Genomic DNA, 12120 nt, shown 5'->3' with positions numbered 1-12120 from the left:
GTCTGAGCCATGGGGACGTACTCCAGTCGTGGTTCGTGACGAACAAGTAAAACGAAACCGTTTCGTACACCTAGCCTAGGCGCCCTTCGAGCGAAACGTTTGCGTTTCGCTCGAAGGGCGCCTAGGCTAGGTGTACGAAACGGTTTCGTTTTACTTGTTCGTCACGAACCACGACTGGAGTACGTCCCCATGGCTCAGACAGCCACAGCACCGGACACGGTGTCGCTCGGGAAGAGCGGTCCGCAGACGGAGGAAGCCGGGCCCCGCCACCGGTGGTGGATCCTCGCCGTCATCGGGCTCGCCCAGCTCATGGTCGTACTGGACGCGACCATCGTGAACATCGCCCTGCCCTCCGCCCAGGCCGACCTCGGCTTCTCCGACGGCAACCGGACCTGGATCGTCACCGCCTACTCGCTCGCCTTCGGCAGTCTGCTGCTGCTCGGCGGCCGGATCGCCGACCTCTTCGGCCGCAAGCCCGCCTTCCTGGTCGGCGTGGGAGGCTTCGCGGCCGCCTCGGCCCTGGCCGGCGCCGCCACCAGCTTCGAGATGCTCGTCGCGGGCCGGGCCCTCCAGGGCCTGTTCGGCGCGCTGCTCGCGCCCGCCGCGCTCTCCCTGCTGACCACCACCTTCACCGACCCGAAGGAACGCGCCAAGGCCTTCGGCATCTTCGGTGCGATCGCCGGCTCCGGCGCGGCCGTCGGCCTGCTGCTCGGCGGTGTCCTGACCGAGTACATGGACTGGCGCTGGACCCTCTACGTCAACCTCCTCATCGCGGCCTTCGCCCTGGTCGGCGGCTTCCTGCTGCTCCAGCGCACGGCTCGGGACCGCAGCTCCAAGCTCGACATCCCCGGCACGGTCCTGGTCACCACCGGCCTCTTCGGCATCGTGTACGGCTTCTCCAACGCCGAGTCGCACGACTGGAGTTCACCGCTTGCCTGGGGTTTCCTCGCCGCCGGCGCCGTACTGCTGACGGTGTTCACCTGGTGGCAGACCAGGGCCTCGCACCCGCTGCTGCCGCTGCGCGTGCTCCTGGACCGTGACCGCGGCGCGTCCTTCGTCGCCATGCTGATCTCCGCCGCCGGAATGTTCGGTGTGTTCCTCTTCCTCACCTACTACCTCCAGCTCAGCCTCGGCTTCTCGGCCGTCCGGACCGGCCTGGCCTTCCTCCCGATGGTCGCCGCCCTCATGCTGACCGCCACCCTGTCCACCAGCGTCCTGATCCCGCGGGTCGGACCGAAGATCGTGGTCCCGCTCGGCATGGTCCTCGGCGCCGCCGGCATGGTCTGGCTGACCGGCCTCGGCCTGGACAGCACCTACGCCGCCCACGTCCTGCCCCCGCTGGTGGTCACCGGCCTCGGCATCGGCCTCGTCATGGCGCCGGCCATGAGCCTCGCCACCAGCGGCGTGGCCAGCGACGACGCCGGAGTCGCCTCCGCGTCCGTCAACACCATGCAGCAGATCGGCGGCTCCATCGGCACGGCCCTGCTCAACACCCTGGCCGCCAGCGCCGCCACCTCCTACCTGGTCGGCAAGGACCCGGCCGACAAGCTCAACCAGGCCCGGGCCGCGCTGGAGTCCTACTCCACCGCCTACTGGTGGTCCGCCGGCTTCTTCGCGGCCGGCGCCCTGCTCACGGCGGTCCTCTACCGGCGCGGCGTCCCGGCGGTCGACGCGGACGCCGCCCCCACCGTCCACATGTGAGCGGCATGTGGTGACCCGCGCCCGACCGTGGGGACGGGGACGGCGCGGATGACGGGCCCGGTGCTTCCTGAGCACCGGGCCCGTCGGCGTCCGCCCACCCCGTCACTTTCACCACGCGCCGCCACGCTCCGCCAGGCGCAGCCGTACGACTCTTCCGTCTGACAGAAGCCGCCTTGCCCGGCCCGGGCACCCGCCACGACCCTGAGTCCACGACGGCACGCGGGGCGACGAAGCCCCGCCGACAGGGACGGGAACGCCATGCCACACACGACCGACTTCGCCAGGAACCAGTGGTACGTCGCCGCCTACAGCCACGAGGTCGGGCGTGCGCAGCTGCTCGGGCGCACGGTGCTCGCGGAGCCTCTCGTGCTGTACCGGACCGAGGAGGACGGGACGCCCGTCGCCCTGCACGACCGTTGTGTGCACCGCCGTTTCCCGCTGTCCGAGAGCCGCCTCGACGGAGACCGGATCGTATGCGGTTACCACGGCTTCACCTACGACACGAGCGGCACCTGCGTGTACGTGCCGGGGCAGAAGCGCATCCCGCGCACCGCCCGCGTCGCCTCCTACCCGGTCGTCGAACAGGACTCCCTGGTGTGGGTGTGGATCGGCGACCCGGCACTGGCCGACCCGCAGACCATTCCGCGGGCCCGGCACCTGGACACCCCCGGCTGGACGACCGTGCGCGGCATGGAACCGATCGACGCCGACTACGGGCTCCTGGTCGACAATCTGCTGGACCTGTCCCATGAGACGTATCTGCACGGCGGTTACATCGGCACGCCCGAGGTCGCGGAGACGCCGATCACCACCGAGGTCGACGAGGGCGCGGGCATCGTGCGGGTCAGCCGGCACATGGACGACGCCGAATGCCCGCCGTTCTACGCCCGTTCGACCGGCATCCAGGGCCGCATCACCCGCTGGCAGGACATCGAGTACCACGCGCCCTGCCTGTATCTGCTGCACAGCCGCATCGCGCCCGTCGGCGTCCTGCCGGAGGCCGACGGCACCGACCCGAACGGCTTCCACACCGAGATCACCTACGCCATCACACCGTCCTCGGACGGCGAGGTGTACGACTTCTGGATGGTCTCGCGGGACTGGGCGACGGACGACGACGAGGTCACCGAGTTCCTGCGGGGCAACAACCACACGGTCGTCATGCAGGACGTCGACGCGCTCAACCTCCTTCAGCGCACGCTCGGTTCGGAGCGCACGGGCTACCAGGAGCTGAGCATCAACATCGACACCGGCGGGCTCGCCGCCCGCCGGATCCTCGCCCGGCTGGTCGAGGAGGGCGCCAAGCCGCAGGAGGAGCTCCGGTGAGCGCAGCGACCGGCGAGGTCTACCGCATCGCCTGGCTGCCGGGCACGGACGTCCTGCACGGCACCTGCCACTGCGGGGCCGCGCACGCCGCCCAGGACCCGGTGCAGATGTGGGAGTGGATGCTCGGCCACCCCGAGGGCCACCGGCCACCGAGCCCCGCCGAGAACCCCGGAAGCCCCGGAATCACGGAGAACACGGGGAACACCGAAGGCAGCGCGGGCGACGACAGCACGGGCAACGCCGGCAACACTGGCAACGGAAGCGACGGAAGCGCCGCATGACAACGGTCTACGAAACTCAGCTCGTTGTCGACGGTATACAGTCCGCGGCCGACGGTGTACGGGCTCTCGTCCTGCGCCACCCGCTGGGCGAACCCCTGCCCTCCTGGGAGCCCGGCGCCCACGTCGACCTCCTCCTCGGCCCGGGGCTGGAGCGCCAGTACTCGCTGTGCGGTGACCCGGCGGACCGTTGCGTCTGGCGGATCGCGGTGCTGCGGGAGCCGGAGGGCCGTGGTGGATCGGCCCATGTGCACGAGCAGTTGAGGCCGGGCGACAAGGTGGGAGTGCGCGGTCCGCGCAACCACTTCGCACTGCGGCCGGCCCTCCGCTATCGCTTCGTCGCGGGCGGCATCGGTATCACCCCGATCCTGCCGATGCTCGCGGCGGCCGAGGCGGCGGGCGCCGAGTGGAGCCTCCTCTACGGCGGCCGCTCCCGCGCCTCGATGGCGTTCACCGAGGAACTGGCGCGGTACGGCGACCGGGTCACCCTCGCCCCGCAGGACGAGGCCGGACTGCTCGACCTCGGCCCCGTCCTGGACGCGCTGCCCGAGGGGACCCTGGTCTACTGCTGCGGCCCCGGTCCGCTCCTCGACGTGGTCGAGGCCCGCTGTCCGCCCGGTGCGCTGCACGTCGAGCGGTTCCAGGCGAAGGAGCGACAGGGAGGCGAGGACACCGGGTTCGAGGTCCAGCTGGCGCGCAGCGGCCGTACGCTGACCGTCGCGCCGGGCGTGTCCGTGCTGGACACCGTGCGCGCCGCCGGGGTCGAGGTGCTGTTCTCCTGCACCGAGGGGACCTGCGGCACCTGCGAGACCGACGTCCTCGACGGCGCCCCGGACCACCGGGACTCCGTGCTCACCGACGAGGAACGGGAGGCGGGGGAGACGATGATGATCTGCGTGTCCCGCTGCCGGGGGAGGCGGCTCGTGCTGGACCTGTGACGTGCGGAGCCGCACACAGGTCCGCCTCGGTCCGGGTGAGCGCCGTGAGGAGGTGCGCCGGCAGGTCGCGACCCCGCCGAGTGGGCCGTTCCACGTTCCCTGTCAGCCAGTTGAGCACTACCGTGCGGGATGCAGTTGAAGGTCGATCTGCCGTCCCGGCGCGACCAGTTGCACACCCGGGTCGCGCCGCGCTTCGCCGAACTGCGCACCCATGTCCACGAGCAGATCCAGGCGGCCAAGCGCGGCGTCCCGGCGCAGGACGCGCCGGTGAGGCCGGATGCGCTGGTGAAGGTGAGGGAGGACGCTCCCGTGAGCCGGGACGCTCCGTGAGGCCGGGACGCTCCGTGAGGCCGGACGTGATGTCGGAAGCCGCCGCCGTCCCGCTGACCCGGGCGCCGTCGGCGACCTGAACGCCGACGGTGCCCGGTCAGTCCTCGGGGGCGGGGACCACGCTGAGATGTCCGGCGGTGCGGCGCGGACGCCGTACCCGGCGGGGCGCCTGCGCGGGTGCCTCGCGCGGCACCATCGTCATCCGCGTGTACCCCATCTCGCTCAGGGTGCGCGGAGTTTCGCAGACGATACGGCACTCGGTGGCGGGCCGGCGCGGGTCGGGGTGGAGCAGGGTGCGCACCGCGCCGTCGTGCTCGACGGCGTCCTCGCCCATGGCACGGACCCAGTGCGGCAGGCCCTGCCGGTAGGCGGCCTCCATCAGGGGGTCCTGGGCGATCTCGCGGCGGATCGCCTGCAGGACGGGGTCGTGACCGAGCCGTTCGAGGGTCTCGGCGAACCGGGCGAGCAGGGGCAGGCACCAGCCGGCCTCGTGGTCGCCGAGGACCGAGGCCGCGTCCGGATGGAACAGGACGAACCGCAGGAAGTTGTCGTCCGGCTGAGCCGTCGGGTGCGGGCTCACATCCCGGAAAAGTGACGCGAAAGCGGCGTTGGCGAGGACCACGTCCCAGCGGTGGTCGAGCACGACCGAGGGGAAGGGTACGGCCTCCAGGTACGTGGCGTAGTCCCGTAGATAGGACTGGGCCTCGGGACTCTCGGGGACGGGCCGCGGCACCGGCCACTGCCCACCTGCCTGATATGCCATCGGGAGGTCACCCCTCTTGCCTCTGCGGCCTTCACACGGCGTGCCGATCCTCACGCCCGGCACGCGGCGTGTCAACTATCGTGGCATTCGGCGCTCGTTGACGGCTGAAATTGGCCACAGTTGTGGCGAGACCTGGATGTGAGTTCGAAAGACCGGTTACTCTCCGGGCAGTTCACGGCGATCGCGTGTGCCCGTGAGAGGCTCGTGAGAGACGTAGGAGACCTGTCGGTGACGGATGGCTTCGAGGTTCCGGGCGCCACGGCGACGGTGCTGCTGTCGGCCGTCGTCGCCCGCGTCACCACTCTCGCCGACCGGCTCGGCGTATCCCACGCGGAGGTCTTCGGCACGGGGCGGCTGTCCGTCGCCTCCGGCGTCCCCGAGTCCGTGGTCAAGGCCCTCCTGAGCGGCCGCCCGGCGGGCGAGCCGGATGTGCAGGCCCGGTTCCTGCAGCGCCTGGATCTGCTGCGCCGCACCCGGCTCAAGCCCAACGGCCGCAGACACACCCAGCAGGAGATCGCCGACGGCGCCGGCATGTCCCGCCAGCAGGCGGGTGCCCTCATCAACGGCGACCGCCGCCCCACCATGGAGCACTGCGACGCCCTCCAGCGCTTCTTCCGCGTCCACGCCGGCTTCCTCACGGCGGAGGACCCGGAGGCGTTGGCGGGCGCCCTGCAGCACATCGAGCAGGAACTGCTGCAGAAACTCGCCGCCCGGGAGGCCGCCGCGGCGGCCTCCCGGGCGGCGAGTTTCTGCAGCAGTTCCTGCTCGATGTGCTGCAGGGCGCCCGCCAACGCCTCCGGGTCCTCCGCCGTGAGGAAGCCGGCGTGGACGCGGAAGAAGCGCTGGAGGGCGTCGCAGTGCTCCATGGTGGGGCGGCGGTCGCCGTTGATGAGGGCACCCGCCTGCTGGCGGGACATGCCGGCGCCGTCGGCGATCTCCTGCTGGGTGTGTCTGCGGCCGTTGGGCTTGAGCCGGGTGCGGCGCAGCAGATCCAGGCGCTGCAGGAACCGGGCCTGCACATCCGGCTCGCCCGCCGGGCGGCCGCTCAGGAGGGCCTTGACCACGGACTCGGGGACGCCGGAGGCGACGGACAGCCGCCCCGTGCCGAAGACCTCCGCGTGGGATACGCCGAGCCGGTCGGCGAGAGTGGTGACGCGGGCGACGACGGCCGACAGCAGCACCGTCGCCGTGGCGCCCGGAACCTCGAAGCCATCCGTCACCGACAGGTCTCCTACGTCTCTCACGAGCCTCTCACGGGCACACGCGATCGCCGTGAACTGCCCGGAGAGTAACCGGTCTTTCGAACTCACATCCAGGTCTCGCCACAACTGTGGCCAATTTCAGCCGTCAACGAGCGCCGAATGCCACGATAGTTGACACGCCGCGTGCCGGGCGTGAGGATCGGCACGCCGTGTGAAGGCCGCAGAGGCAAGAGGGGTGACCTCCCGATGGCATATCAGGCAGGTGGGCAGTGGCCGGTGCCGCGGCCCGTCCCCGAGAGTCCCGAGGCCCAGTCCTATCTACGGGACTACGCCACGTACCTGGAGGCCGTACCCTTCCCCTCGGTCGTGCTCGACCACCGCTGGGACGTGGTCCTCGCCAACGCCGCTTTCGCGTCACTTTTCCGGGATGTGAGCCCGCACCCGACGGCTCAGCCGGACGACAACTTCCTGCGGTTCGTCCTGTTCCATCCGGACGCGGCCTCGGTCCTCGGCGACCACGAGGCCGGCTGGTGCCTGCCCCTGCTCGCCCGGTTCGCCGAGACCCTCGAACGGCTCGGTCACGACCCCGTCCTGCAGGCGATCCGCCGCGAGATCGCCCAGGACCCCCTGATGGAGGCCGCCTACCGGCAGGGCCTGCCGCACTGGGTCCGTGCCATGGGCGAGGACGCCGTCGAGCACGACGGCGCGGTGCGCACCCTGCTCCACCCCGACCCGCGCCGGCCCGCCACCGAGTGCCGTATCGTCTGCGAAACTCCGCGCACCCTGAGCGAGATGGGGTACACGCGGATGACGATGGTGCCGCGCGAGGCACCCGCGCAGGCGCCCCGCCGGGTACGGCGTCCGCGCCGCACCGCCGGACATCTCAGCGTGGTCCCCGCCCCCGAGGACTGACCGGGCACCGTCGGCGTTCAGGTCGCCGACGGCGCCCGGGTCAGCGGGACGGCGGCGGCTTCCGACATCACGTCCGGCCTCACGGAGCGTCCCGGCCTCACGGAGCGTCCCGGCTCACGGGAGCGTCCTCCCTCACCTTCACCAGCGCATCCGGCCTCACCGGCGCGTCCTGCGCCGGGACGCCGCGCTTGGCCGCCTGGATCTGCTCGTGGACATGGGTGCGCAGTTCGGCGAAGCGCGGCGCGACCCGGGTGTGCAACTGGTCGCGCCGGGACGGCAGATCGACCTTCAACTGCATCCCGCACGGTAGTGCTCAACTGGCTGACAGGGAACGTGGAACGGCCCACTCGGCGGGGTCGCGACCTGCCGGCGCACCTCCTCACGGCGCTCACCCGGACCGAGGCGGACCTGTGTGCGGCTCCGCACGTCACAGGTCCAGCACGAGCCGCCTCCCCCGGCAGCGGGACACGCAGATCATCATCGTCTCCCCCGCCTCCCGTTCCTCGTCGGTGAGCACGGAGTCCCGGTGGTCCGGGGCGCCGTCGAGGACGTCGGTCTCGCAGGTGCCGCAGGTCCCCTCGGTGCAGGAGAACAGCACCTCGACCCCGGCGGCGCGCACGGTGTCCAGCACGGACACGCCCGGCGCGACGGTCAGCGTACGGCCGCTGCGCGCCAGCTGGACCTCGAACCCGGTGTCCTCGCCTCCCTGTCGCTCCTTCGCCTGGAACCGCTCGACGTGCAGCGCACCGGGCGGACAGCGGGCCTCGACCACGTCGAGGAGCGGACCGGGGCCGCAGCAGTAGACCAGGGTCCCCTCGGGCAGCGCGTCCAGGACGGGGCCGAGGTCGAGCAGTCCGGCCTCGTCCTGCGGGGCGAGGGTGACCCGGTCGCCGTACCGCGCCAGTTCCTCGGTGAACGCCATCGAGGCGCGGGAGCGGCCGCCGTAGAGGAGGCTCCACTCGGCGCCCGCCGCCTCGGCCGCCGCGAGCATCGGCAGGATCGGGGTGATACCGATGCCGCCCGCGACGAAGCGATAGCGGAGGGCCGGCCGCAGTGCGAAGTGGTTGCGCGGACCGCGCACTCCCACCTTGTCGCCCGGCCTCAACTGCTCGTGCACATGGGCCGATCCACCACGGCCCTCCGGCTCCCGCAGCACCGCGATCCGCCAGACGCAACGGTCCGCCGGGTCACCGCACAGCGAGTACTGGCGCTCCAGCCCCGGGCCGAGGAGGAGGTCGACGTGGGCGCCGGGCTCCCAGGAGGGCAGGGGTTCGCCCAGCGGGTGGCGCAGGACGAGAGCCCGTACACCGTCGGCCGCGGACTGTATACCGTCGACAACGAGCTGAGTTTCGTAGACCGTTGTCATGCGGCGCTTCCGTCGCTTCCGTTGCCAGTGTTGCCGGCGTTGCCCGTGCTGTCGTCGCCCGCGCTGCCTTCGGTGTTCCCCGTGTTCTCCGTGATTCCGGGGCTTCCGGGGTTCTCGGCGGGGCTCGGTGGCCGGTGGCCCTCGGGGTGGCCGAGCATCCACTCCCACATCTGCACCGGGTCCTGGGCGGCGTGCGCGGCCCCGCAGTGGCAGGTGCCGTGCAGGACGTCCGTGCCCGGCAGCCAGGCGATGCGGTAGACCTCGCCGGTCGCTGCGCTCACCGGAGCTCCTCCTGCGGCTTGGCGCCCTCCTCGACCAGCCGGGCGAGGATCCGGCGGGCGGCGAGCCCGCCGGTGTCGATGTTGATGCTCAGCTCCTGGTAGCCCGTGCGCTCCGAACCGAGCGTGCGCTGAAGGAGGTTGAGCGCGTCGACGTCCTGCATGACGACCGTGTGGTTGTTGCCCCGCAGGAACTCGGTGACCTCGTCGTCGTCCGTCGCCCAGTCCCGCGAGACCATCCAGAAGTCGTACACCTCGCCGTCCGAGGACGGTGTGATGGCGTAGGTGATCTCGGTGTGGAAGCCGTTCGGGTCGGTGCCGTCGGCCTCCGGCAGGACGCCGACGGGCGCGATGCGGCTGTGCAGCAGATACAGGCAGGGCGCGTGGTACTCGATGTCCTGCCAGCGGGTGATGCGGCCCTGGATGCCGGTCGAACGGGCGTAGAACGGCGGGCATTCGGCGTCGTCCATGTGCCGGCTGACCCGCACGATGCCCGCGCCCTCGTCGACCTCGGTGGTGATCGGCGTCTCCGCGACCTCGGGCGTGCCGATGTAACCGCCGTGCAGATACGTCTCATGGGACAGGTCCAGCAGATTGTCGACCAGGAGCCCGTAGTCGGCGTCGATCGGTTCCATGCCGCGCACGGTCGTCCAGCCGGGGGTGTCCAGGTGCCGGGCCCGCGGAATGGTCTGCGGGTCGGCCAGTGCCGGGTCGCCGATCCACACCCACACCAGGGAGTCCTGTTCGACGACCGGGTAGGAGGCGACGCGGGCGGTGCGCGGGATGCGCTTCTGCCCCGGCACGTACACGCAGGTGCCGCTCGTGTCGTAGGTGAAGCCGTGGTAACCGCATACGATCCGGTCTCCGTCGAGGCGGCTCTCGGACAGCGGGAAACGGCGGTGCACACAACGGTCGTGCAGGGCGACGGGCGTCCCGTCCTCCTCGGTCCGGTACAGCACGAGAGGCTCCGCGAGCACCGTGCGCCCGAGCAGCTGCGCACGCCCGACCTCGTGGCTGTAGGCGGCGACGTACCACTGGTTCCTGGCGAAGTCGGTCGTGTGTGGCATGGCGTTCCCGTCCCTGTCGGCGGGGCTTCGTCGCCCCGCGTGCCGTCGTGGACTCAGGGTCGTGGCGGGTGCCCGGGCCGGGCAAGGCGGCTTCTGTCAGACGGAAGAGTCGTACGGCTGCGCCTGGCGGAGCGTGGCGGCGCGTGGTGAAAGTGACGGGGTGGGCGGACGCCGACGGGCCCGGTGCTCAGGAAGCACCGGGCCCGTCATCCGCGCCGTCCCCGTCCCCACGGTCGGGCGCGGGTCACCACATGCCGCTCACATGTGGACGGTGGGGGCGGCGTCCGCGTCGACCGCCGGGACGCCGCGCCGGTAGAGGACCGCCGTGAGCAGGGCGCCGGCCGCGAAGAAGCCGGCGGACCACCAGTAGGCGGTGGAGTAGGACTCCAGCGCGGCCCGGGCCTGGTTGAGCTTGTCGGCCGGGTCCTTGCCGACCAGGTAGGAGGTGGCGGCGCTGGCGGCCAGGGTGTTGAGCAGGGCCGTGCCGATGGAGCCGCCGATCTGCTGCATGGTGTTGACGGACGCGGAGGCGACTCCGGCGTCGTCGCTGGCCACGCCGCTGGTGGCGAGGCTCATGGCCGGCGCCATGACGAGGCCGATGCCGAGGCCGGTGACCACCAGCGGGGGCAGGACGTGGGCGGCGTAGGTGCTGTCCAGGCCGAGGCCGGTCAGCCAGACCATGCCGGCGGCGCCGAGGACCATGCCGAGCGGGACCACGATCTTCGGTCCGACCCGCGGGATCAGGACGCTGGTGGACAGGGTGGCGGTCAGCATGAGGGCGGCGACCATCGGGAGGAAGGCCAGGCCGGTCCGGACGGCCGAGAAGCCGAGGCTGAGCTGGAGGTAGTAGGTGAGGAAGAGGAACACACCGAACATTCCGGCGGCGGAGATCAGCATGGCGACGAAGGACGCGCCGCGGTCACGGTCCAGGAGCACGCGCAGCGGCAGCAGCGGGTGCGAGGCCCTGGTCTGCCACCAGGTGAACACCGTCAGCAGTACGGCGCCGGCGGCGAGGAAACCCCAGGCAAGCGGTGAACTCCAGTCGTGCGACTCGGCGTTGGAGAAGCCGTACACGATGCCGAAGAGGCCGGTGGTGACCAGGACCGTGCCGGGGATGTCGAGCTTGGAGCTGCGGTCCCGAGCCGTGCGCTGGAGCAGCAGGAAGCCGCCGACCAGGGCGAAGGCCGCGATGAGGAGGTTGACGTAGAGGGTCCAGCGCCAGTCCATGTACTCGGTCAGGACACCGCCGAGCAGCAGGCCGACGGCCGCGCCGGAGCCGGCGATCGCACCGAAGATGCCGAAGGCCTTGGCGCGTTCCTTCGGGTCGGTGAAGGTGGTGGTCAGCAGGGAGAGCGCGGCGGGCGCGAGCAGCGCGCCGAACAGGCCCTGGAGGGCCCGGCCCGCGACGAGCATCTCGAAGCTGGTGGCGGCGCCGGCCAGGGCCGAGGCGGCCGCGAAGCCTCCCACGCCGACCAGGAAGGCGGGCTTGCGGCCGAAGAGGTCGGCGATCCGGCCGCCGAGCAGCAGCAGACTGCCGAAGGCGAGCGAGTAGGCGGTGACGATCCAGGTCCGGTTGCCGTCGGAGAAGCCGAGGTCGGCCTGGGCGGAGGGCAGGGCGATGTTCACGATGGTCGCGTCCAGTACGACCATGAGCTGGGCGAGCCCGATGACGGCGAGGATCCACCACCGGTGGCGGGGCCCGGCTTCCTCCGTCTGCGGACCGCTCTTCCCGAGCGACACCGTGTCCGGTGCTGTGGCTGTCTGAGCCATGGGGACGTACTCCAGTCGTGGTTCGTGACGAACAAGTAAAACGAAACCGTTTCGTACACCTAGCCTAGGCGCCCTTCGAGCGAAACGCAAACGTTTCGCTCGAAGGGCGCCTAGGCTAGGTGTACGAAACGGTTTCGTTTTACTTGTTCGTCACGAACCACGACTGGAGTACGTCCCCATGGCTCAGAC

At 71.1% G+C, this 12120-nt stretch carries 10 protein-coding genes and 4 pseudogenes; 7 read left to right on the top strand and 7 right to left on the bottom strand.

Annotated features, from left to right (window positions below; all coding sequences use genetic code 11):
• Positions 1-189: 189 nt before the first annotated feature.
• The 5 genes and pseudogenes from P1P75_RS34250 to P1P75_RS34230 all read left to right on the top strand — a co-directional run.
• On the top strand, positions 190-1701 hold the full coding sequence (locus P1P75_RS34250; protein ID WP_319262868.1) for an MFS transporter: 1512 nt from the start codon (positions 190-192) through the stop codon (positions 1699-1701).
• A 258-nt stretch (positions 1702-1959) separates the two neighbouring features.
• Entirely contained in the window at positions 1960-3027 is a 1068-nt protein-coding gene (locus P1P75_RS34245) for an aromatic ring-hydroxylating dioxygenase subunit alpha (RefSeq protein ID WP_319262870.1), read from the top strand.
• Complete coding sequence (locus tag P1P75_RS34240; protein ID WP_319262875.1) at positions 3024-3308, top strand: hypothetical protein; 285 nt, start codon at positions 3024-3026, stop codon at positions 3306-3308. Before P1P75_RS34245 ends, P1P75_RS34240 begins: the two co-directional genes overlap by 4 nt.
• Positions 3305-4243, top strand: coding sequence for a PDR/VanB family oxidoreductase (locus P1P75_RS34235; protein WP_319262872.1), 939 nt, complete (start codon positions 3305-3307; stop codon positions 4241-4243). The genes P1P75_RS34240 and P1P75_RS34235 overlap by 4 nt, the downstream gene beginning before the upstream one ends.
• A 132-nt stretch (positions 4244-4375) precedes the next feature.
• A pseudogene (locus P1P75_RS34230) lies at positions 4376-4573 on the top strand (hypothetical protein); the annotation flags it as partial.
• Positions 4574-4670: 97 nt separating this feature from the next.
• Here the strand turns inward: P1P75_RS34230 and P1P75_RS34225 are convergent.
• Positions 4671-5336 (bottom strand): hypothetical protein, encoded by a 666-nt coding sequence (locus tag P1P75_RS34225; protein WP_319262873.1) that lies wholly within the window; start codon positions 5334-5336, stop codon positions 4671-4673.
• 228 nt (positions 5337-5564) lie between these two features.
• On the opposite strand from P1P75_RS34225, the pseudogene P1P75_RS34220 reads away from it, so the two are divergent.
• A pseudogene (locus tag P1P75_RS34220) lies at positions 5565-6071 on the top strand (helix-turn-helix domain-containing protein); the annotation flags it as partial.
• Here the strand turns inward: P1P75_RS34220 and P1P75_RS34215 are convergent.
• Positions 6050-6556, bottom strand: a pseudogene (locus P1P75_RS34215) (helix-turn-helix domain-containing protein); the annotation flags it as partial. The pseudogenes P1P75_RS34220 and P1P75_RS34215 sit on opposite strands and share 22 nt — an antisense overlap.
• A 228-nt stretch (positions 6557-6784) precedes the next feature.
• Here P1P75_RS34215 and P1P75_RS34210 point away from each other — a divergent pair.
• Positions 6785-7450 carry a hypothetical protein gene (locus P1P75_RS34210; RefSeq protein WP_319262873.1) on the top strand — a complete coding sequence of 222 codons (666 nt, stop codon included), beginning with the start codon at positions 6785-6787 and terminating at the stop codon, positions 7448-7450.
• 97 nt (positions 7451-7547) lie between these two features.
• On the opposite strand, the pseudogene P1P75_RS34205 reads toward P1P75_RS34210, so the two are convergent.
• The 5 genes and pseudogenes from P1P75_RS34205 to P1P75_RS34185 form a co-directional block, all read right to left on the bottom strand.
• Positions 7548-7745, bottom strand: a pseudogene (locus P1P75_RS34205) (hypothetical protein); the annotation flags it as partial.
• Between the two features lie 132 nt (positions 7746-7877).
• On the bottom strand, positions 7878-8816 hold the full coding sequence (locus tag P1P75_RS34200) for a PDR/VanB family oxidoreductase (protein ID WP_319262872.1): 939 nt from the start codon (positions 8814-8816) through the stop codon (positions 7878-7880).
• Positions 8813-9097, bottom strand: a complete 285-nt coding sequence (locus P1P75_RS34195; RefSeq protein WP_319262875.1) for a hypothetical protein — start codon at positions 9095-9097, stop codon at positions 8813-8815. The genes P1P75_RS34200 and P1P75_RS34195 overlap by 4 nt, the downstream gene beginning before the upstream one ends.
• On the bottom strand, positions 9094-10161 hold the full coding sequence (locus tag P1P75_RS34190) for an aromatic ring-hydroxylating dioxygenase subunit alpha (protein WP_319262870.1): 1068 nt from the start codon (positions 10159-10161) through the stop codon (positions 9094-9096). The genes P1P75_RS34195 and P1P75_RS34190 overlap by 4 nt, the downstream gene beginning before the upstream one ends.
• 258 nt (positions 10162-10419) lie before the next feature.
• Positions 10420-11931: an MFS transporter gene (locus tag P1P75_RS34185; RefSeq protein WP_319262868.1), complete on the bottom strand. Its 1512-nt coding sequence runs from the start codon at positions 11929-11931 to the stop codon at positions 10420-10422.
• Positions 11932-12120: the final 189 nt, after the last annotated feature.

The sequence above is a fragment of the Streptomyces sp. ID05-39B genome (assembly GCF_033794725.1).
In the GTDB taxonomy this organism is placed as follows: domain Bacteria; phylum Actinomycetota; class Actinomycetes; order Streptomycetales; family Streptomycetaceae; genus Streptomyces; species Streptomyces bobili.
Note: the sequence above shows the minus strand (reverse complement) of the source record. Positions and strands in the feature narration are given on the sequence as shown.